Here is a 21,021-nt window from a genome sequence, read left to right as displayed (position 1 = left end):
CCACACGGAAAGGAAACCATGACCACAGCTTTCTCCGGCGACGCCACGACACCTGCGGCGGAACCCGAATTCCCGATGCCCCGCGCCGCTGGATGTCCGTTCGACCCGGCGCCCGGCCTCAAGGACCTTCAGCAGCACGGATCGCTGACCCGCAGAAGGATCTGGGACGGGTCCACTCCGTGGGTGGTCACCCGCTATGACGACCAGCGGCGTGTGCTGGCCGACCCTCGGGTCAGCGCCGACGCGAGCCGTCCCGGCTATCCCAGCCCGACGCGCAACGCCGATCAGGGCAACGCGTCGTTCGGGTTCATCCTGATGGACGATCCCGAACACGCCCGGCTGCGGCGCATGGTCACCGCCCCGTTCATGGTGAAGCGGATCGAGGCGATGCGCCCGGCGGTGCAGCGCATCGTCGACACGCTCATCGACGACATGCTCGCCGGGCCGAAGCCGGTCGACCTGGTCGAGGCGTTCGCGTTGCCGGTGCCGTCTCTGGTGATCTCGGACCTGCTCGGTGTGCCCTATGACGACCACGACTTCTTCCAGCAGAACAGCAAGGACCTGATCAGTCTCGCGGTGACACCGCAGCAGCGGGGTGCCGCCTTCAAGGCGCTCTACGAATACCTGCATGCCCTGATCGAGCAGAAGATCGCTGAGCCGGCCGGGGATGTGCTGTCGGGTCTGGTGCCGCGGATTGCCGCGGGTGAGCTGACCCGTTCCGACGCCGCCGGCATCGCGACGCTGCTGTTGCTGGCCGGGCATGAGACGACGGCGAACATGATCGCTCTGGGCACCGTGGCCCTGTTGGAGCACCCCGATCAGCTCGTCCGGATCCGCGACGCCGGCGACCCGAAGGTCGTCGCCTCCGCAGTCGAGGAGCTGCTGCGTTATCTCAACATCACCCACAACGGCCGTAGCCGGGTCGCCACCGCCGACATCGAGATCAACGGGCAGACGATCCGTGCCGGTGACGGCATCCTGATGCCCACCGAGATCGGCAACCGGGATCCGGCGGTCTTCGCCGATCCGGACCGGCTGGACGTCGACCGGGACGCCCGGCACCACATCGCCTTCGGCTTCGGCGTGCACCAGTGTCTCGGGCAGCCGCTCGCGCGGATGGAACTGCAGGTCGTCTTCGGCACCCTCTACCGCCGGATTCCGGGCCTTCGCCTGGCCGCCCCGGTGGACGAGCTCCCGTTCAAGCACGACGGCGCGGTCTACGGCGTGTACGAACTGCCCGTTACCTGGTAGCCCGACGGCACCGGCACATCGAGAGAAGAGGAACTCATGAGGGTCGTACTCGACCAGGAGAAGTGCGTGGCGTCCGGCCAGTGCGTCGTCGCCGCCGAAGACGTGTTCGATCAGCGGGATGAGGACGGCATCGCCGTCCTGCTGGATGCGCAACCGCCTGCGGCGCTGGCCGGTGATGTGCGTCAGGCGGCTGCGGTCTGTCCCGCGCTGGCGATCACCGTCCAGGACGACTGAACACCGTGCCGACAGTGGCGTGGCTGGGTCGTCCCCGGCCACGCCACGCACGGCGTGGATGTCAGCGTACGGACTTGATGCGGGTGAATACGATGAGCCCGCCGATCAGTGCGAGGACCGCACCGGTCAGGTAGAGCAGGGTGTAGTTCTTCTCGCCGCCGCTGGCGCCGATGGCGATGATGAACGGGGCGAGCAGCGGCGCGATGGCACTCGGCAGCTTGTGCGCGAACTGGACCACGGCGATGTAGCGGCCGGCTTCCTCGCGGCTGGGCAGCACGGCCAGCACGATCGCCTGGTCGACGGCGCTGAAGAAGGCGATGGCCAGCTGCATGAGCACCGATCCGATGAGCAGCATGGGGAACGAGTAGGCGAAGGCTTCGACGATCGCGCCGACGACGAAGAACAGGGAGCCGATGAGGGCGAACAGCCGCCGTCGCCGCAGTTTGTCCGACAGGTAGCCACCGCCGAGCGCTCCGGCCGCCGCGGCGAGGACACCGATCACCCCGATCAGGGCGACCGTGCCGGCCACCTCGCGCACCGGCAGGTCGAGTCGCTGGGCGTAGAAGAAGGTGCTGAAGGTGGTGTTGAAGTACAGGCCCATGAAGAAGGCGAGGCGGCCCAGCCAGTTCCACCCGAAGTCGGGGTGCTTACGGGGGTCGAAGACGTAGCTGGACAGCAGGCTGCGTGCCGACACCGGGGCGGGGGCGGGCAGCGAGCGGCTGTCCGGTTCCTTGCCCGCAACGAGGAACCCGGCGAGCAGGGCCGCGCCGATCAGGCCTGGCAGCACGAAGACGAGGAACGTGCTGCCACTGACCAGCGATGTCACGCCGACACCGAGGATCGGGGCGATCTGGCCGGTCAGGCCGGTGAAGCCGGAGATTCTGCCCCGCTGTTCCTCCGGGATGCGGTCGGCCTGCATGCTGAGGATGAGCTGCGAGACCGTGGCCCAGCCGAGCATCGCCAGGATCCAGGCGGCGCCCACGAGCAGCAGGGTCGGTGCGACCGCGATGGCGACCAGGGCGGCCAGGCCGAGTACCGCGCCGGCGAGCATGAGGGGCCGGCGGCGGCCGAACCGGCTGCGGGTGCGGTCACTCCATACACCGACGAGTGGGCTGAGGATCAGGAACACGGCCTGGGCCGTGCCGGTGACGTAGCCGAGGACCTCTTCTCGCCCAGGAGCCAGTTCGTCGATGCGGACCGCGAGGGAGAACGCGATCGGCACGATGAAGGCCATGGAGACGCCGAAGTTGGCGGCCATCATCCAGAAGATGTAGCGTCCGCTGACCTTGGTCAGCGGCTGCGACTCGTCGACGCCGGCCGGCCCGCTGGGTGCTGATTCCACGGTCATCTTTTGATCAACTCCTGCATCTTGCTGGTGATCAGGCGGGCGGCCCGCTGCGGGCTCAGGCGGTACATCCGGTCCATCAGCCGGGCGTCCCGGCCGACCAGTACGCGGTAGGCGTTGGCCTCGACCCCGTCGAGGATCTCGCGGGCGGCGCGCTGGGGTGTGGTGATGGTGTGGTTTGCGGCTGTCGAGTCACCGCCGGCCGCGGGGAGTGCCACGCCGGAGTTGGCGGAGATGTTGGTGGCCACAGCTCCGGGGAAGGCCACGGTGACGTGGACGTTCGTGCCGGCGCATTCGGCGTGCAGGCCTTCGGTGAGCAGTTTGACCGCCGCTTTGGAGGCCCCGTAGATGATCTGTCCGGGCACGGGCAGGAAACCGCCCATGCTGGAGATGTTCACCAGGTGGGCCTCGGGTCGGCTGTGCAGCACGGGCAGGAACGTCTTGGCCAGGTGCAGTGTGCCCTGCCAGTTGACGGCGAAGACCCGGTCGATCGCGTCGTAGTCGAGATCGGTGAGCGTGACGAACGGCTGGATGATGCCGGCGCAGTGCACCAGAGCATCGGCGGGACCACCGTGCTCGGCTTCCACCTTCGCGGGTAGTTCCTGCACGGCGGTGCGGTCGGTGATGTCGGCGACGTGCGTGGACAGGCGGCCGTCGGCGAGCCGGGCGGTGACGGAAAGGGTGTCCGGGTTGAGGTCGACGGCGGCGACCCGTGCTCCGCGGCGTACCGCTTCGAGCGCGACCTCCCGGCCGATGCCACTGCCGGCGCCGGTGACCACCACCGTCTTGGCGGCTATTTTCATATGTGTCTCCTGCGATTTTCAGAGCTTGAAGACGTGCGTGGGCTGCGTGGTCACCAGGCTGGTGAGGATGTCGAGGGCCTCGTCCTCGTCGAGCCGGTGGGCGGCGACGAGTTCGGCGAGGTGACCGGCGTCGAGGCGGCGGGCCATGTCGTGGCGGGCCGGGATGGAGCAGAACGCTCGGGTGTCGTCGATGAAGCCGGACAGCCGGGAGAATCCGGCGATCTCGGTGACCGCCTGCTGGAAGGAACGGATGGCGGACGGGCTGTCGAGGAACCACCACGGCGCGCCGGCGTAGACCGAGGGGTAGAAGCCGGCGAGCGGGGCGATCTCCCGGCTGTAGACGCTGGCGTCGGTGGTGAACAGCACGAGGTGGAACCCCGGGTGGGTGCCGTACCGGGCCAGCAGCGGCTGCAATGCGCGGGTGAACTCGACGGTGGTGGGGATGTCGTGGCCGGTGTCGGCGCCGAACGCGGCGAGAGTGGGCGGGTGGTGGTTGCGGCGGATGGCCGGGTGCAGGGTCATGACCAGGCCGTCGTCGCAGGACATGCGGGCCATCTCGAAGATCATGTGACGGCGGAACGCGGTCGCCTCGGCTGCGGTGATCTCGCCGGTCAGTGCCCTGCGGTAGAGGCCGGCGGCATCGTCGGCGGGTTCGGCGACCGCGTCGGCGTGGCTGTGGTCGGTGGACACCGCCCCGTGCGCCCGGAATACCCGCCGCCGCTGCTCGAGGGCGGCGAGGAAGCCGGGATAGGAGCCGGTGTCGAGGTCGGCGGCTTCCCCGAGCTCCTTCACGGCGGCGATCCAGTCGGGGCGGGCCGGCTCCAGGAAACGGTCGGGCCGGAACGTCGGGACGATGCGCGTCGTCAGGTCCGGGGCGGCGGCCAGCGTGGCGTGCGCGTCGAGGGAGTCGGCGGGGTCGTCGGTGGTCGCCAGGAAGTCGATCTTGAAGTGGTCGAGCAGCGCCCGGGGGCGGTGGCTGTCGCGGGTCAGCGCGGTGGCGATCTGGTCGTAGATGGCGTCGGCGGTGGCCGCGCTGGGCCGGCGGGTGACGCCGAAGACCTCGAACAGCTCGGTCTCCAGCCAGTACCGCACGGGGGTGCCGGCCAGCAGCCCCCAGTTGGCGCAGAGCAGCCGCCACGCCGCGCGGGCCTGCGGTTCGGGCAGCGTTCCTTGCCCGACACCGAGGTCGCTGAGCGGCACACCCCCGGCATGCAACAGCCGGGTCACATAGTGGTCGGGCTGCAGGAACAGGGCGGTGGGGTCGGTGAACGGGGTGTTGTCGGCGAGGATGCGGGGGTCGACGTGGCCGTGCGGGGAGATGATCGGCAGGTCGCGGACCGTCTGGTAGAGACGCCGCGCGATCGACCGGGCCGGCTCCGCGGCGGGCAGCAGCCGGTCGGGGTGCGGGTTCAGGGTGGGGTCCGTTGCCATGCCGCTGAGCGTGCGGATTGTTTCGGCCGCGTGGCAAAGAGTTGCCATCTGTTGCACGGCGTTGTTGCGGCCGGACCGGCTATGAGCGCACGGTGCGCTCATGGAGAACATCATCGGCGCCGCCGGGCAGGTCCTCACTGACGCTCAGGTACGCGCGTTCGTGCTGGCCAGGCTCGCGGACGAGGACCTCGCCGGCCAGCGGGTGTGCGTGATCGTGCCGGATGCCACCCGGAGCTGCCCGCTCCCGCTGTTGCTGGGCGCCGTGCACGAGGCCCTGGACGGGCGAGCCGCCGCGGTCACGGTCCTGATCGCGCTCGGCACGCATGCACCGATGACACCGGAGCAGTTGGACCGGCACCTCGGTGGCCCCTATCCGGGCTTTGAGGTGCGTAACCACGAGTGGTGGCTGCCCGAGACGCTGGTCTCACTCGGCGGCATCACCGCCGAGCGGGTGGCGCAGCTGTCAGAGGGCCGGATGCGGCAGCCGGTCGACGTCACCCTGAACCGGGCCGTGGTGGAGCACGACGTGTGCCTGGTGATCGGGCCGGTGTTCCCGCACGAGGTGGTCGGCTTCTCCGGCGGCAACAAGTATTTCTTTCCAGGGGTCGCCGGGCAGGAGATCATCGGCTTCTCGCATTGGCTGGGCGCGCTGATCAGCAGCGCCGCGATCATCGGCACCCGCGGGCTCACCCCGGTCCGGGCGCTGATAGACGAGGCCGCCGCTCTGATCCCGGCCCGCCGGCTGGCGTTGTGCCTGGTCGTGCAGTCCGGCACGGGTGCACTGCACGCGGCGGCGTTCGGGCCGACCGAGCAGGCGTGGGCGGCATGCGCGGACGTTTCGGCGCAGACTCACGTCCGCTACCTGGACACGCCGGTGCGGCGGGTGCTGTCGATCATCCCGGAGAAGTACGACGACATGTGGACGGGCGCGAAAGGCTTCTACAAGGTCGAGCCGATCGTCGCCGACGGCGGCCAGGTGATCATCTATGCACCGCACATCACCCGGATCTCGCAGATGCACCCGGAGATCGAACAACTCGGCTACCACTGCCGCGACTACTTCGTGAAGCAGTGGGACCGATTCGCCGGCCACCACTGGGGAGTCCTCGCGCACTCCACCCACCTTCGCGGCGCCGGCACCTGGGATCCGGACCACGGTGAACGTCCCCGCGTCACCGTCACCCTCGCCACCGGCATCCCCGAGCCGGTGGTCCGGGCGGCGAACCTCGACTACCTCGATCCAGCGGCGGTCGACGTGGAGGCTCTGGCCGGCGCCCCGGAAACCTTCGTGGTGCCCCAGGCCGGGGAGGTGTTGTTCCGCCTGCGGTGAGCGGTCGACGCCCGCACCACCAACTGAGCGGGCAGGCTGACCGGCCCATGCGAGGTCGGTCGCGCACCGCGGGTGAGGGCCAGCAGGTTACGCACCGCGGTCTGCCCCATCGCGTGTAATGGCGCGGCGACCGTGGTCAGAGCCGGGGTGACGAGCTCGGCGGCGAAGATGTTGTCGAAACCGACGACGCTGACATCCTCGGGCACCCGCGCCCCGGCCGCGGTCAGCGCGCGGATCAGACCGATCGCCATCAGGTCGTTATAGGCGATCACCGCGGAAGTGGGGTGCCGGGCCAGGTCGGCCATCGCCGCCGCCCCGCCGGCCACGGTCGGTTCGTACGGGCCGATCCGGTGGGCGTGCAGGTCCAGGTCGTGGACGGCTTCGCGCAGAGCCCGCCAGCGGGTGCCGTCGGCCCAGGAGGCTTCCGGCCCGGCCACGTAGGTGATCCGCTCATGACCGAGTTCGCCGAGATGTTCCACGGCCCTGCGCATACCGCGCGGGTTGTCGGTGACCACGCTCGGCACGTCGGCGACAGCCCGGTTGAGTACGATCACCGGCCGCTGCTTGGCGATCATCCGGATCGCCGAGTCCGACATCCGTGAGGTGGCCAGCACGATCCCGTCGACCAGGGAGACGGCCCGTTCCAAGGCTTCGCGTTCCTTGGCGCCGGACTCCTGCGCGTCGGTGAGCAGCGTCGTGTAGCCGGCCTCGGTCGCCGCCGCCTGCGCGCCGCGGATGATCTCGTTGTAGAACGGATTCGTCACGTCCGAGATGACCAGGCTGATCATCGACGTGCGGCCCGTGGGCAGGGCGCGGGCGAGCGGGTTCGTACGGTAGCCGAGTTCCGCGGCGACCACCCGGATACGTTCGGCGGTTTCGGCGTTGACCCGGCCGGGCCGGGCGAACGCCCGCGACACCGTGGAGGAGGCGACACCGGCGGCACGGGCCACGTCGTAGATGGTCGGAGACTTCGCCCCCGCATCCGCCATGTTTCCCCCTTGTTTCCCGGGAGCGCGACGCTATCTCGCAGCGCAACATTTGGCAACCGCTTGCCAGCCTGCGGTGAGTGCGGTGAGCTGGGAACCGGCGACGGAGGAGGATCAAGAATGGGCGGCACGGAGGTCGAGGTCATGATCGGCCGGCTCGGCGAGCTGCTGACCGGAGTCGACCGGCTGGCGGTGGCCTTTTCCGGTGGTGTCGACTCATCGCTGTTGCTGGCGCTCGCGGCACGGGCGCTGGGCCGGGATCGGGTGATCGCTGTGCTCGGGGTTTCGCCGAGTCTGCCGGGACACGAACGGGCCGTCGCGCACGACACCGCCCGGCATATCGGGGTTCCGGTTGTCGAAGTGGTGACCTACGAAGGTGACCGGGCGGCTTACCAGCGCAACGGCCCGGACCGATGTTTCCACTGCAAGGACGAGCTGTTCACGCGCATCAGCGACGACGTTCTCGCCGAGTACCGGGTGGACGCGGTCGCGTACGGGGAGAACGCCGACGACGCGCGCCGTTCCGACCGGCCCGGCGCCCGAGCGGCGGCCGCACACCGGGTGCTGCGGCCATTGGCCGAGCTCGGCCTCGCCAAGACGGACGTGCGCCGCCTCGCCGCCGCCTGTGGTCTTTCCAGCGCCGCCAAGCCCGCCGCGCCGTGCCTGGCGTCGCGGATACCGCACTTCAGCGACGTGACTCCGGCGAAGCTCGCGCAGATCGAGCGGGCCGAAGCCGGCCTGCGGCGGCTCGGCTTCACCGACCTGCGCGTGCGTCACCACGGCGACGTCGCCCGCATCGAACTACCACCGGACGACCTACCCACAGCGGTCAGCGGCCCGATGCGTGATGCCGTACACGCCGCCGTCCTCGATGCGGGGTTCCGGTTCGCCGCGCTGGACGTCGCCGGCATCCAGTCCGGCGCGTTCACCCTGCCGCTGGTGCAGATCGCCGGTGTCTGACAGCCTCGGCTACGCCGATCTCGATTGGGACCGGACCGCCCGGCGCGGCTACCCGGAAGCCGTCTACTGCGCGGGCAAGACCCCGGCACAGGTCGCCGGCATCGCCGCCGCGGTCCGCGAGCGCCCCGACGTGGTCACCCTGTTCACCCGGGCCGACCAGGACCATGCCGCCGCGGTCCTGGCCGAGCTGCCGGACGCCCGCCATGAACCCGACGCCGCCCTGCTGGCCTGGCCGCTTACTGTCCCACCGGCCACCGGTGGCCTGGTCGTGGTGGTCGCCGCCGGCACCTCCGACCTGCGCGCCGCCCGGGAGGCCGAACTGACCGCCCGTTACCTGGGCCGCCCCACCGAACTGGTGGTCGACGTCGGAGTCGCCGGGCTGCACCGGATCCTGGCCCGTGTCGACCTGCTGCGCCGGGCCCGGGCGGTGGTGGTGGCCGCCGGGATGGACGGGGCTCTGCCCAGCGTCGTCGCGGGCCTGGTCGCGGCACCTGTCGTGGGCCTGCCGACCTCGGTCGGCTACGGCGCGGCGTTCGGCGGTCTGGCGCCGCTGCTGACCATGCTGAACGCCTGCGCGCCGGGGGTCGCCGTGGTGAACATCGACAACGGCTACGGGGCCGGTCACCTGGCCGCCCAGATCGCCGCGGACCCAGCATCGTGAGCCGGCGCGCCTGGATCGACGCGTCCGCCGGGGTTGCCGGTGACATGCTGCTCGCAGCGCTGCTCGACGCGGGCGCCCACATCGGCGCGGTGCAGTCAGCGATCGACGTGGTGGTGCCGGAATCGGTGCGCGTCAGCACGACTGAGGTCACCCGGGCGGGTCTGCGCGCCTGCAAGGCTCACGTCGACGCTCACGCCGAGAGCCCGCCGCACCGCACATGGGCGTCGATCCGGACCCTGCTGGCCGGCGCCGACCTTCCCACCGCGGTACGTGAGCGGGCCACAGCCGTCTTCGCCCGCCTGGCCGAGGCCGAAGCGCGAGTGCACGGCGTCACCGCCGGCGATGTGCACTTTCATGAGGTGGGTGCGCTCGACGCCATCGCCGATGTGGTCGGCGTGTGCGCGGCGCTGCACGACCTCGATGTCACCTCGGTCTCCTGCGGTCCGGTCGCCGTCGGCTCCGGCCACGTCCGGGGAGCCCACGGCCGGTTGCCGGTGCCGGTGCCGGCCGTCGCGGAACTCGCGCGCGGCTGGCAGGTGTCGGCCGGCGGCCCGGGTGAACTGGCCACCCCGACCGGCATGGCGCTGATCCGGGCCCTCGCCCCGGTGTGCGAGGACCTTCCCCCGATGACGCTCGACACCGTCGGCGTGGGCGCCGGCGGACGGGACCGCCCGGACCGGGCCAACGTCGTACGCGTCCTGATCAGCGTTGCGCCCCTGACCGGCGTGGGAATGGCGGCCGATGCCGGGACTGAGCAGGCCGTGCTGCTGGAATGCAACGTCGATGACCTCGATCCGCGGCTGTGGCCGGGTGTGCTCACCGGCCTGATGGAGCGCGGCGCCGCGGACGCGTGGCTGGCGCCGATCGTGATGAAGAAGGGCCGCCCCGCGCACACGCTCAACGTGCTCTGCGCGCCGGACCGGGCGGATCGCCTGCGGGACCACATGTTCGAGCACACCAGCACGCTCGGCATCCGCGCATCACCGAGGCGCAAGACCGTGCTGGACCGGCTCTTCGTGACGGTGCAGGTCCGCGACAGGTCGATCCCGGTCAAGGTAGGCCACCGCCACGGTGTGATCGTCCAGGCCATGCCCGAGTTCGACGACGTCGCCGAGCTCGCCCGTGGCTTGGGGCTGCCCGAGCGTGTGGTGTTGCAGGAAGCCCTGTCAGCCGCGGCTGCCGCGGGTTATGCCCCCGGCGGCAAGCTGGCGCTTGGCTGACGGCGGTCCCATCGTGCGAGCAGCCGCTGGACCACTTCTGCGGGCGCGGCGTGGACGTCGACGACGATGCCCGTCTCATCGGGTTCGAGCTCTTCCAATGTCTCCAGCTGCGAGTTCAGCAGCCCGGCCGGCATGAAGTGCCCCTGCCGGGCGGTCAGCCGGTCGGTGAGCAACTCGGTGCCGGCGCGCAGGTGGACGAAGTGCAGCGGGCCGGCGCCCGCGGTGAGCAGGTCGCGGTAGCGGCGGCGCAGCGCCGAGCAGGCCAGCACGACCGGACGGCCGGCCGCGCGTTCGGCGGCGACCGTGACGGCGCACGTGTGCAGCCACGGCTCCCGGTCCTGGTCGGTGAGAGGGATACCGGCCGCCATCATGGTCTTGTTGGCCGCCGGGTGCAGGTCGTCGGCGTCGATGAAGACAGCACCGGGGACGGCTGCGGCGAGCAGAGTTCCGATGGTGGACTTGCCGCTCCCGGACACTCCCATCACCACGATGGCCTGCGACATGAAGAGCTCCTTGATCAGGTGGCCGGCCGGCGGCACGGGCGAGGGGGTCCCGCGCCGCCGGTGGATCGATCAGGCCGGTTTGCGGTGGCCCAGTTCGCGCCAGCGGCGGCGCAGCTCCTGGGCGGCGGCCTTGGGGCGGCGGTCGCGGGTGAACACACCCTTCTTGTTGCCGTCGACGCGGTGGATGCCGTGTGAGGTCTGGAAATCGGCGAAGTTCCAGACGTGTTCGCCGACGAACCCGTCGATGCGGTCGAAGACGCGGTGGTGCATGGCCAGGAACGCCGACTGGTATTCCTCGGTCCACGGGGTGTCCCAGATCGAGTGCAGGCCTGCCTGGGTGTCGGCGCCGTACTCACTCATCATGATCGGTTTACCGAACCGGGCCAGCCAGCCCCGCAGATCCTGCTCGAGGTACTGCTCGGCGGTGGCCAGGTCACCGGTGGCGATGTACCAGCCGTAGTAGCGGTTGATCGACAGCACGTCGAACAGGTCGGCGATCTGATCGTTGGCTGCGGCAGCGAACATGACCGCCGAATAGGTCAGCGGCCGGGTCGGATCGAGCGTGCGTGCCAGCTTCACCAGCGGCTCGAAATACTCGCGGGCCCCGTCCTCGTTGGAGGCGGGCTCGTTGGTCAGCGACCACATGACGACACTCGGGTGGTTCTTGTCCCGCGCGATCAGCTCGCGGATGGCTTGGGCGTGCGCATCGCGGGTGTCGTCACCGAACGTCTCCGGCGAGAACGTCTGCCTGGGCGGGGCGCCGGTCAGCCCCGAGACGACGGCCAGGTTGAGGCCGACGGCGGCGGTCTCGTCGATGACGACGATGCCGTGCCGGTCGGCGAAATCCATGACCTCTTCGGCGTACGGGTAGTGCGACGTCCGGAACGAGTTGGCGCCGATCCAGTCGAGCAGCTGGAAGTCGTGCACGAGATACGCGTCGTCGTGGCCCTTGCCGCGCACGGGTGTGTCCTCGTGCTTGCCGAATCCGGTGAAGTAGAACGGCTCGCCGTTGATGAGGAAGTCGGTGCCGCGGACCTCGACCGTGCGTACCCCGAAGGGTTGTTCGTAGATGTCGTGGCCGTCGATCGAGGCTTCGAGCGTGTAAAGGTAACCGGCGCCGGGCTGCCACAGCGTCGGGTTCTCGATCTTCGCGACCCCATCGGCTCCGACCGCGACCTGCGCCCCCGACGCATCTAGGATCCGCACCCGCGCTGATGCCGGCTCGACCTCGTAGTGCACCATGCCGTCGAGGTCGGTCACGACAGTCACGTCGGTAACGTGCACCTCCGGGACGCTGTGCAGCCAGACCGAGCGGTGCAGACCGGCGTAGTTGTAGAAGTCGTGCTGGTACTGCTGCCGTTTGCGGCCGGCCTGGTCGACGGTGATGGTGCCCGGCGGAATGGTGGCTTCGGTGAGCTCGTTGTTGACGCCGATGGTCAGCCGGAACTCGGCGCCGGCGGTGACCAGATCGGTGATGTCGGCATCGAACGGGGTGTACCCGCCGACGTGCTCGGCCACCAAGGTGTCGCCGACGTAGACGCGGCCGTGGTGGGTGGCGGCCTCCACGCGTACCAGGATCCGCTCTCCGGTCCAGCCGCGCGGCACCCGGACGGTGCGCCGGTACCAGGCCCAGCCGACATGGTCGCGGATCGCCGGGTCGGTGAACAGGTCGTTGTAGCTGGCCGGGACGGCCGCTTCGAGCGTGGTGTCCGGGTCGAACGCGTCGCCGACCGAGAAGTGCCAGAGCCCGTCGAGGCTGATCTGCTCGCGGGTGGGGGTGGGGCGGGGCTTGAGCATGTCAGAGTCCGTTCCGGCGGGCGACGGATCCGAGCCAGGCCAGGCTCGGTTTGGGGGTGCGCACGAACGTCTCGCGGTCGACGGCGATCAGCCCGAAGGTGGGCGCCCAGTGGCCCCATTCGTAGTTGTCGAGCAGGCTCCAGTGCAGGTAGCCGCGCACGTCCACACCATCGGCGACGGTCTCGGCGAGGCCTTCCAGAGCTGCCTTCGTGTACGCGATGCGGCGCTCGTCGTCATTGGTGGCCATGCCGTTCTCGGTGACCACGATCGGCACGCCTTCGGTGCGCTCCCAGGTGTGGCGGACCGCCATGGCGAGCGCGTCCGGCCGACATGCGGTGCCGACCAGGGTGTTGTCCGGGTGCACCGGGTGCGGCTCGATGCCGTTCTCGTTCACCCACATGCTGGAGTAGGACTGCACGCCGACGAAGTCGTCGCCCTTGGCGCCGTCCAAGTACAGGTCCTCCCGGGCGTACCGGACCTCGCGCAGTTTCTCCTCACCGCCGGGCCGGGCCACCAGGGCCTGGTTGGCGATGGTCCAGCCGACCTTGGCGCCGGTCCGCTCCCGGACGATGTCGCGGACGGCGTGGTGGGCCTCGACCAGCCGGTGGCCGATCGCAGGGTCCGGGCTGGGCAGCACCGGGCGCTCGCCGGTGTCGACGGTCGGGCTCTGCCACTCGCCGGAGGCGGCGAGCCGGGCCATCATCGTCATGATGGCGAGCATGTTGGGTTCGTTCATGGTGCAGACCCACGGCACCCCGTCGAGGATGCCGGTGACGGTCTCGGCGTAGGCGCGGAACCGGTCGATCGCCCGCTCCCCCATCCAGCCGCCCTCGGCGGCGAACCAGCGCGGGTTGGTGAAGTGGTGCAGGGTGACGACCGGCGTCAGCCCGAGGTCGAGGGCGATGTCGATCATGCGCCGGTAGTGGGCGAGTTCGGCCCGGGAGATCAGGCCGGGCTCGGGTTCGATGCGCGCCCATTCGATGCCGAACCGGTAGGAGTTCAGGCCGGCGTCGGCGAGTAGGCGCATGTCCTCGGCGTAGCGGTGGTAGCTGTCGCAGGCGTCGCCGCTGCGTTCCATGCCGGGCATCGCGCCCTCGGCCGCCCAGAAGTCGCTGTTGACGTTGTTGCCCTCGATCTGGTGCGGCGCGGTGGCCGCGCCCCAGAGGAAGCCGTCGGGAAAGGTGGTCATCGCAGGGTCCTCATCTGTTGCACGGTGGTGCGGAAGGCGTCGTCCGCGGCGAGCCGCGGGTCGATCTCGGTCAGGTCGAAGCCGGAGGCGGCGATCGCTGTCGCGCACCCGGTGGCGGGTCGGCCGGCGGCGCGTTCGAGCCGGGCGACCGGGACGATGCGCAGCCGCAGCTTGGTGAGCGCGTCCTCGGCGATCTGTGCCAGGCGGTGCTCGATGCGGGGGTTGGTGAACCGCTCGGCGAGGGCCTTGCGGTAGTCGTCGATCTCCAGATCAGGCAGGTGACGGGCGGCTTCGTCCCAGAGCGCCTCGACCTCGGCGCGGCAGGCCGGATCGGTGAAGGCCTGCGCGACGGTGGTGTGTCCCCGCCCGCGGCCGGCGGCGGCGAGCAGCGTGTGGGCGCCGTTGAGCAGCCACAACTTGCGGGTCTCCCACGGGCCGATTTCGGCGACGAACCGTGCTCCGGCGCTTTCCCACGCCGGCCGGCCGGACGGGAAGTCGCCGCAGAGCGCCCAGTCGGAGAACGGCTCGGTGACCACCGGCGCCTCGTCTCGCGCCCCGGTCGCCGCCTGCACCCTGGCGGTCTCCTCCGCGGTGACGCGCGGGGTGATCCGGTCGACCGACGTGGAGACCACCGAGACGCCGGTGGGCAGCCAGTCACGCAGTTCGGGTGAGACCTGTTCGGCGAGCGTCTCCAGGGCGAGCCGCACGGCTTCGCCGTTCGCGGCGAGGTTGTCGCACGGCACGATCGCGAGCGGCGGCGCGGCGGCCCGGCGGCGCGCTTCCAAACCCATCAGGGTACGGCCGAGCACCGTGCCGGGAGCCGTGGCGCCGTGCTCCGCCCGTACCCGCAATGACGCTCTCAGCAGTTCGATGTCGGCGACCACCGCGGGATCGGACAGGTCGGGGCCGCCGCCCGGCGCCAGCCGGTAGGCCGCCTCGGTGACCGTAAGGGTGAACAGCGCCGTCCGCGGATGGCCCAGCATCCGGGTGAGTTCCCGGGTGTCGGTGCCGGGAACGGCCCGCACGATGCTGGCGACGGTGGCGAACCGGTCGCCCTCCCGCGCTCGTTCGACGAGCGTGTAGACGCCCTGCTGCGCGGTCAACCGCTCGGCGAGCCCGGCGCTACGGCCGGTGAACGCGACGATGCCCCAGTCGGCGGCGTCTGCGGCGCGGTCGGTGTACCAGGCCTGATGAGCGCGGTGGAACGCGCCGAGACCGAGGTGCACGATCCGCTCCGGCCGATCACCCGGCGTGGTGCGGGAGAGAAGGGGGCTCATGGCGTTCATCTGAGCCGTGGGCCGGCGAGCCGGTCAATCGGTTGCCGCTTGTTGTCGACCATCACCCGATAATGCTTGCCTCCACGGCAAAGTTGCAAATTTTGCAACCAAGAGCGATGGTGGGGGCATGACAGAACACGCTGCCCGCAGCCCTCGGCTGTCAGTGCAGCTCTACAGCGTGCGCGACCAGCTCGCCGCCGACCTCGACGGCACACTCGCCCGGCTGGCGGCTCTCGGCATCGACGCTGTCGAGCCCTATACGGTGTTCGACCGGCCCGACGAACTGGCAGCTGCCCTCGCCCGACACGGCCTCGCGGCACCCACCGCGCACGCGCCGCTGCTGTCCGACCAGATCGAGTACCAGGGGCATCTCGTGCCGCTGCCGCCACCCGCGATCGCCTTAGAGGCGGCGCGGGCCGTAGGTGCCCATGTCGTCTTCGACCCGATGACGTCACCGCAACGCTGGCGCACGCCCGCAGACGTGGCGGCCACCGCCGCCCGGCTCAATGCCGCCGCCGAGACAGCGGCCGGCTTCGGACTGCGCGTGGGCCACCACAACCATTCCTTCGAGTTCCACCAGCGCTTCGACGATGTCAGCGCATACGAATACTTCGTCTCCCTGCTCGACGAGTCGGTGCTGCTCGAGGTCGACCTTTACTGGGCGGCGCTCGCCGGGCAGGACCTTCCCGCACTGCTGCAGCGGCTCGGGTCCCGGGTCCACGCGGTGCACGTGAAGGACGGCTCGGTTGTCGCCGACCCGTTCGTGTCGGCGGCGAGCTACGACGCCGTACTGCTCGGGCAGCGGCCGGTCGGTGCCGGTGAACTGGGCGTGGCCGCGGCTCTGGACGTGGCTGGCAACGTACCCCTGCACGTGATCGAGTTCGATCACGCGGCCGACCCGCTCACCGCGATCGGGGAGTCGGTGCGGTACCTGCGAGAAAGGGCGATGCCGTGACCCAGCCGGGACTTCGGGAACGCAAGAAGGCGGCGACCAGGGCGACGCTGAGCCGCACCGCGTGGTCGATGATGCTGGAACAGGGCCTGGACGCGGTGACACCCGAATCGGTGTCCGCGGCCGCCGACATGGCGCCGCGAACCTTCCGGTACCACTTCCGCAACCGCGAGGAGGCGATCCTCGACGAACTCGCCCAGCAGCATCTGACCCTGGCCGACCAGATCCGGGCCCGCCCCGCACAAGAGCCGATCTGGGACTGTCTGCTGGCGGTACTGCCGCCGGCAGTCGCGCAGATGTGCGGCGACCGCACCGTCTTCGCCACTCTCATGCGGGTGATCGGCGACAACCCGGCCATGCTGGCGCAGAACCTGGTGGTGCTGGAGCACAGCCGGCTCTCCCTGGCCCGGGCCATCAACGAACGGACCAGCACGGAAGTGCACACCGCCACCTTCGCGAACCTGCTCGCCGGCGCGGCTGTCACCGCGATCAGCACCTCGGTGGCCCACTGGGCGCAGAGCACCACCGACACGGATCTGGCCGACCTGCTGACCAGTTGCCTGACCCAGCTACGCCGGGGTCTGCCGTGACCCTGCTGATCTGTAACCCGATCGACCTGTCCTACCGCGTGCAGCAGGTCGTCAACGGCCGGCGCCGACGGGTCTTCCGGGAGGCGGCCGACCCGTCGGTGGTCCGCTACCGGGACCGCTACTACCTGTTCGCGTCCATGTCCGGTGGCTTCTGGCACTCGGGCGACCTGCACACCTGGGAGTTCGTTGCCACGCCCGGCCTGCCGGTCTACGACTACGCCCCGGACGTACGGGAGATCGACGGCCGGCTCGTCGTCTGCGCCTCCCGGCGCGGTAAGCCATGCGACTTCTACCGCAGCGCCGGCCCCAAAGCCGGAGACTGGGAAGTGATCCCCGGCGAGGTCGCGTTCTGGGACCCGAACCTGTTCCAAGACGACGACGGCCGCGTCTACCTGTACGAGGGCTGCTCGGCGAACGCCCCGATCCGCGGGGTCGAACTCGACCGGGCCACCCTGCGCCGCATCGGCAAACCGGTCGCGCTCATCGGCGGCCGACCGGACCAGCACGGCTGGGAACGGCCCGCCGAGGACTTCGACCCCGAACGGATCAAGCGTCCATTCGTCATGCGCCTGATGTTCGGCCGCCGCCCGTTCATCGAAGGCGCCTGGATGGTCAAACACGCGGGCCGCTACCAGCTGCAGTACGCAGCACCAGCGACACAGTTCAACGGCTACGCCGACGGCACCTACATCGGCAATTCCCCACTCGGCCCGTTCGAGTACGAACCGCACTCCCCGTTCTCCAGCAAACCGGGCGGCTTCGTCACCGGCGCCGGGCACGGATCGACGTTTCAAGATGAGCACGGCAACTGGTGGCACGCGGCGACCATGCGGATCTCGGTGCACCACGACTTCGAACGGCGCCTCGGCCTGTTCCCGGCCGGTTTCGACGACGACGGGGTGTTCTTCTGCAACCAAGAGTTCGCCGACTACCCGCTGGCGCTGCCTGACGCACCAGCCGACCCGTGGTCGCTGACCGGCCGCTGGATGCTGCTGTCGGCCGGCTGCGCGGTGACCGCCTCAAGCACCGACCCGGCGCACCCCGCCCACCTGGCCGTCACCGAGGACATCCGCACCTGGTGGAAAGCGGCCACCACGGAGCCCGGTGAATGGCTGACCGTCGCACTACCGGCCGACAGCCTCACCCACGCCATCCAGGTCAACCCGATCGAAGACGGCCCCGGCGACCCGCCCGCACCGTCCGACCCCGGCCAGAAAGGGCTGCTCGGACACCGATTCATCGACACCGGCGATGTCGCCGCACCGTTTCTGCTGGAAGGCTCCGCCGACGGCACGACGTGGACGCCGCTGCGCGACGCCACCAGCGACGGCCGCTCACACGACCTCGTCGTGCTGGCCGAGCCGCAGCCGTTGCGGTTCGTTCGGGTCACCGGCGGCCGGCATCCGCTCGGCACCGCCTTCGCCGTCACCGGGCTGCGGGTCTTCGGGCTCGGCACCGGCCCATTGCCGGCCGCGGCGCGGGCGTCCGCCCGGCGCACCGACCCGCTCACCGCACACATCAGCTGGCCGGCCGCCGCAGGGGCACGCGGCTACAACGTCCGCTACGGGCTGGCCCCGGACAAGCTCTACCACTGCTGGCAGGTCGACGGCGCCACCGCACTCGACCTGCGTTCACTCAATGCGGGACACGCCTACTGGGTCGCCGTCGACACGTTCAACACCAACGGCGTCACCCGTGGCACCCCCGTACCGATCGAGGAGACTTCACGGTGACCACTCCCTACGACCTGAGCATCGACGCGCCCTCGGCCCGGCCCCTGCTGTCCTGGAAACCCGGTCGCGGCAGCACTTGGCATGCGCACGCCCGCGTCGACGGCGTCGCGATGCCGGCCGCCACCGTGTCGCAACACCTGTTCGTCGCCTGGCCTTGGCGCGACCTGACCAGCGGCCAGACGGTCCAATGGCAGGTCGGCGACTCGCCCTGGCACACCTTCGAGGTGGGTCTGCTCGACGAGGACTGGACCGCATCCTGGATCTCCCCCGCCGAAACCACCACGCCACCGCTCGGGCAGCGACCCGCCTACACGCTGCACGGCCGTTTCGAGGTGACCGGTGAGGTGGCGCGCGCCCGGCTCTACGCCACCGCGCTCGGCGTCTACGAGGCCTTCGTCAACAGCGACCGCGCCGGCGACGCCGAGCTCACCCCCGGCGCCACCTCCTACGCCGACACCCTGTACGCCCAGGCCTACGACGTCACCGCCGCCCTGCATCCCGGCGACAACACCGTCGAGGTGCTGCTGTCCGACGGCTGGTACCGCGGCATGAACGGCACCTGGCGCAAACCCGGCGCGTGGGGCGAGCGCACCGCCGCCCGCGTGGAGCTGCACCTGCGCTACACCGACGGCCGTACGCAGGTCGTACGGTCCGGCGGTGACTGGACCTCCCAGCCCAGCGCCGTCACGGCCGCGGACCTGATGAACGGGCAGACCACCGACTTCACCTACGCCGCGCCGGCACCGGCGCCGGTGCTCGTCGACGCGGTCACCGCCCCGCCCGTCGACGTCTCAACCGCCCCGCCGGTGCGCCGGATCGAGCAGCTGCGCCCACGCTCGCTCCAGCGCCACGCGAACGGCTCGTGGATCGCCGACTTCGGCCAGAACGCCGCCGGCTGGATCCGGCTGTCCGACCTCGGCCCGGCCGGCACCCGTACCGTCATCGACCACGGCGAGCATCTCGACGCCACCGGCGACCTCACCACCTCGCACCTGGACAGCGCAAAGCCGGGACAGCCGCCGATCCCGTTCGTGCAACGCGACCAGGTCGTCTCCGCCGGAACACCCGGGGATGTGTTCGAGCCCCGGCACACCGTGCACGGCTTCCGGTACGCCCGGATCAGCCGGGGAGACGTACCCCTGGACCCGCATGCTCTGGTCATGCAGGTGGTGCATACCGACCTGCCGCGCACCGCCACGTTCACCTGCGGCGACGACGACATCAACCGGCTGCACGAGATCGCCGACTGGAGTTTCCGCAGCAACGCCGTCGACGTCCCCACCGACTGCCCCACCCGCGAGCGACTCGGCTGGACCGGCGACTATCAAGTCTTCGCTCCCACCGCAGCCCGTCTGTACGACGTCGACGGCTTCAGCCGCAAATGGCTGCGTTCGGTGCGCGACGACCAGCTCGCCGACGGCCGCATCGTCAACACCTCCCCCGACCACGCCCGCCTCAAGGTGATCGACAACCCGGAGGCCGGCCACATCACCGGCTCCGCCGGCTGGGGCGACGCCATCGTCACGGTGCCCTGGGTGCTCTACGAGACTTACGGTGACCGCCAAGTTCTGGCCGAGAACGTCGACGCCATAGTCCGGTGGGTCGAGTGGGCGCTGGGCAAGGCCCGCGACGCCCGGCACCCGTCCCGGGTCGAGCGCAGCGCCGAGCCGCTGCCGCACGAGCAGTACCTCTGGGACGGATCCTTCCACTGGGGTGAGTGGCTGGAACCCGGCGACCCGGGGCCCGCCGCCAACCCGATGGCATGGTTCATGGCCGACAAGGGAGAGGTCGGGACGGCGTACCTATACCGCTCGGTCCGGACCCTGGCCCAGGTCGCGGCTGAGCTGGGCCGCGACGAGGAGGCTATCCGGTACGCCGGCATCGCCGAGCAGGTTCGCGCTGCCTGGCAGACGGAGTTCCTCGACGGCGGCCAACGCAGGCAGGCCTTCTACGTCCGGGCTCTCGCCTTCGGCCTGGTGCCGCCCGAGTTGAGGGCAACGTTCGCCGGCGAGCTGGTCACGCTGATCCGTGCCGCCGGAACGCATCTGGGCACCGGGTTCCTGTCCACCGCCGACCTGCTGCCGGTGCTCGCCGACACCGGTCACGCCGACGTCGCCTACGACCTGCTGTTCCAGCGCACCTCACCGTCGTGGCTGGGCATGCTCGACCGCGGCGCCACCACGATCTGGGAGGACTGGGACGGGGTCAGCGCCGACGGCACCGCGACCGCCTCGCTCAACCACTACAGCAAAGGCGCGGTGATCCGTTTCCTGCACACCCACACCCTGGGTCTGCGGCAGGCGCCCGGCTCCATCGCGTGGGAACGTTTCGTCGTCGCGCCCGTGCCGGACGAGCGGATCGGCTGGGCACGGGGCACGTTCGATAGCCCACAGGGTCTCATCACGGTGAGCTGGCGGCTGGCGGACGGGGACCTGCTCGTCGAGGTCGAGGTGCCCGCGGGCGCCACCGCGGAGATCGTCTTCCCGGACGGCGAGCGGCTGGACGCCCGTCAGGGGCGACACGTCGAATATCGGCCGGTCAAGCCGTAGGTGTGAGCACCGCCGTCAGGATCCGGGACAGATCCGGGTCCGACGGCGGGCTGCCGTGCGCCGGCTCCCACATGACCACGGCCTGGAACAGCACATAGGCGATGACCGGCACGTCGCTGGCGGGGCTGAGCTCGCCGCGTTCCACCGCGCGTTGCAGTTGCCGGTGGTACCCGGCGAGGGGTGGGCCCGTAGCGGTGGGCACCAGCACGC

General features: G+C 70.3%; 19 protein-coding genes. 10 read left to right on the top strand and 9 right to left on the bottom strand.

The window, feature by feature from the left end; genetic code table 11:
- Positions 1-18: 18 nt before the first annotated feature.
- Entirely contained in the window at positions 19-1,251 is a 1,233-nt protein-coding gene (locus AB0E94_RS41445; RefSeq protein WP_360338103.1) for a cytochrome P450, read from the top strand.
- A 36-nt stretch (positions 1,252-1,287) separates the two neighbouring features.
- Positions 1,288-1,485 (top strand): ferredoxin, encoded by a 198-nt coding sequence (locus AB0E94_RS41440; RefSeq protein ID WP_360338100.1) that lies wholly within the window; start codon positions 1,288-1,290, stop codon positions 1,483-1,485.
- Between the two features lie 61 nt (positions 1,486-1,546).
- Here AB0E94_RS41440 and AB0E94_RS41435 read toward each other — a convergent pair whose 3' ends face one another.
- Genes AB0E94_RS41435 through uxaC form a run of 3 tightly spaced genes read right to left on the bottom strand, consistent with a single transcriptional unit; the run spans position 1,547 to position 5,064 of the window.
- Entirely contained in the window at positions 1,547-2,833 is a 1,287-nt protein-coding gene (locus AB0E94_RS41435) for an MFS transporter (RefSeq protein ID WP_360338097.1), read from the bottom strand.
- Positions 2,830-3,633, bottom strand: a complete 804-nt coding sequence (locus AB0E94_RS41430; protein WP_360338094.1) for an SDR family NAD(P)-dependent oxidoreductase — start codon at positions 3,631-3,633, stop codon at positions 2,830-2,832. The genes AB0E94_RS41435 and AB0E94_RS41430 overlap by 4 nt, the downstream gene beginning before the upstream one ends.
- Positions 3,634-3,651: 18 nt before the next feature.
- Positions 3,652-5,064 (bottom strand): glucuronate isomerase, encoded by a 1,413-nt coding sequence (gene uxaC, locus AB0E94_RS41425; protein ID WP_360338091.1) that lies wholly within the window; start codon positions 5,062-5,064, stop codon positions 3,652-3,654.
- A 100-nt stretch (positions 5,065-5,164) separates the two neighbouring features.
- On the opposite strand from uxaC, the gene AB0E94_RS41420 reads away from it, so the two are divergent.
- The gene (locus tag AB0E94_RS41420) at positions 5,165-6,394 is read left to right on the top strand and encodes a lactate racemase domain-containing protein (protein WP_360338088.1); all 1,230 of its coding nucleotides are present in this window, start codon (positions 5,165-5,167) and stop codon (positions 6,392-6,394) included.
- Here the strand turns inward: AB0E94_RS41420 and AB0E94_RS41415 are convergent.
- Complete coding sequence (locus AB0E94_RS41415) at positions 6,295-7,383, bottom strand: LacI family DNA-binding transcriptional regulator (RefSeq protein ID WP_360338085.1); 1,089 nt, start codon at positions 7,381-7,383, stop codon at positions 6,295-6,297. The two genes, AB0E94_RS41420 and AB0E94_RS41415, sit on opposite strands and share 100 nt — an antisense overlap.
- Before the next feature lie 117 nt (positions 7,384-7,500).
- Between AB0E94_RS41415 and AB0E94_RS41410 the strand changes: the two genes are divergently transcribed.
- From AB0E94_RS41410 to larC, 3 genes are read left to right on the top strand one after another with little or no spacing between them, the layout of a single operon-like run.
- A complete protein-coding gene (locus AB0E94_RS41410) occupies positions 7,501-8,340 on the top strand; it encodes an ATP-dependent sacrificial sulfur transferase LarE (RefSeq protein WP_360338082.1) in 840 nt (279 codons plus the stop codon).
- On the top strand, positions 8,333-9,001 hold the full coding sequence (gene larB / locus AB0E94_RS41405) for a nickel pincer cofactor biosynthesis protein LarB (protein WP_360338079.1): 669 nt from the start codon (positions 8,333-8,335) through the stop codon (positions 8,999-9,001). Before AB0E94_RS41410 ends, larB begins: the two co-directional genes overlap by 8 nt.
- A complete protein-coding gene (larC, locus tag AB0E94_RS41400) occupies positions 8,998-10,221 on the top strand; it encodes a nickel pincer cofactor biosynthesis protein LarC (protein WP_360338076.1) in 1,224 nt (407 codons plus the stop codon). The genes larB and larC overlap by 4 nt, the downstream gene beginning before the upstream one ends.
- Here the strand turns inward: larC and AB0E94_RS41395 are convergent.
- The 4 genes from AB0E94_RS41395 to AB0E94_RS41380 form a co-directional block, all read right to left on the bottom strand.
- Positions 10,188-10,724, bottom strand: a complete 537-nt coding sequence (locus AB0E94_RS41395) for a gluconokinase (RefSeq protein ID WP_360338073.1) — start codon at positions 10,722-10,724, stop codon at positions 10,188-10,190. The two genes, larC and AB0E94_RS41395, sit on opposite strands and share 34 nt — an antisense overlap.
- A gap of 69 nt (positions 10,725-10,793) precedes the next feature.
- Positions 10,794-12,521: a beta-glucuronidase gene (gene uidA / locus AB0E94_RS41390; protein ID WP_360338070.1), complete on the bottom strand. Its 1,728-nt coding sequence runs from the start codon at positions 12,519-12,521 to the stop codon at positions 10,794-10,796.
- A 1-nt stretch (position 12,522) separates the two neighbouring features.
- Positions 12,523-13,710: a family 1 glycosylhydrolase gene (locus AB0E94_RS41385; RefSeq protein WP_360338067.1), complete on the bottom strand. Its 1,188-nt coding sequence runs from the start codon at positions 13,708-13,710 to the stop codon at positions 12,523-12,525.
- On the bottom strand, positions 13,707-14,987 hold the full coding sequence (locus AB0E94_RS41380; protein ID WP_360338064.1) for a mannitol dehydrogenase family protein: 1,281 nt from the start codon (positions 14,985-14,987) through the stop codon (positions 13,707-13,709). The genes AB0E94_RS41385 and AB0E94_RS41380 overlap by 4 nt, the downstream gene beginning before the upstream one ends.
- A gap of 127 nt (positions 14,988-15,114) precedes the next feature.
- Here AB0E94_RS41380 and AB0E94_RS41375 point away from each other — a divergent pair, with 127 nt between their 5' ends.
- Genes AB0E94_RS41375 through AB0E94_RS41360 form a run of 4 tightly spaced genes read left to right on the top strand, consistent with a single transcriptional unit; the run spans position 15,115 to position 20,811 of the window.
- On the top strand, positions 15,115-15,942 hold the full coding sequence (locus AB0E94_RS41375) for a sugar phosphate isomerase/epimerase (protein ID WP_360338061.1): 828 nt from the start codon (positions 15,115-15,117) through the stop codon (positions 15,940-15,942).
- Positions 15,939-16,529: a TetR/AcrR family transcriptional regulator gene (locus tag AB0E94_RS41370; RefSeq protein ID WP_360338058.1), complete on the top strand. Its 591-nt coding sequence runs from the start codon at positions 15,939-15,941 to the stop codon at positions 16,527-16,529. Before AB0E94_RS41375 ends, AB0E94_RS41370 begins: the two co-directional genes overlap by 4 nt.
- Positions 16,526-18,262, top strand: a complete 1,737-nt coding sequence (locus tag AB0E94_RS41365) for a family 43 glycosylhydrolase (protein ID WP_360338055.1) — start codon at positions 16,526-16,528, stop codon at positions 18,260-18,262. Before AB0E94_RS41370 ends, AB0E94_RS41365 begins: the two co-directional genes overlap by 4 nt.
- The gene (locus tag AB0E94_RS41360) at positions 18,259-20,811 is read left to right on the top strand and encodes a family 78 glycoside hydrolase catalytic domain (RefSeq protein WP_360338052.1); all 2,553 of its coding nucleotides are present in this window, start codon (positions 18,259-18,261) and stop codon (positions 20,809-20,811) included. The genes AB0E94_RS41365 and AB0E94_RS41360 overlap by 4 nt, the downstream gene beginning before the upstream one ends.
- On the opposite strand, the gene AB0E94_RS41355 is transcribed toward AB0E94_RS41360, so the two are convergent.
- Positions 20,801-21,021: hypothetical protein (locus tag AB0E94_RS41355; RefSeq protein WP_360338049.1), on the bottom strand; the 221-nt coding region annotated here is incomplete at its 5' end. The two genes, AB0E94_RS41360 and AB0E94_RS41355, sit on opposite strands and share 11 nt — an antisense overlap.

This window comes from Actinoplanes sp. NPDC026670 (assembly GCF_040638175.1).
Lineage (GTDB): Bacteria > Actinomycetota > Actinomycetes > Mycobacteriales > Micromonosporaceae > Actinoplanes.
The sequence above is the reverse complement of the archived record's forward strand: the minus strand, read 5'-3'. Positions and strand labels throughout refer to the sequence as shown.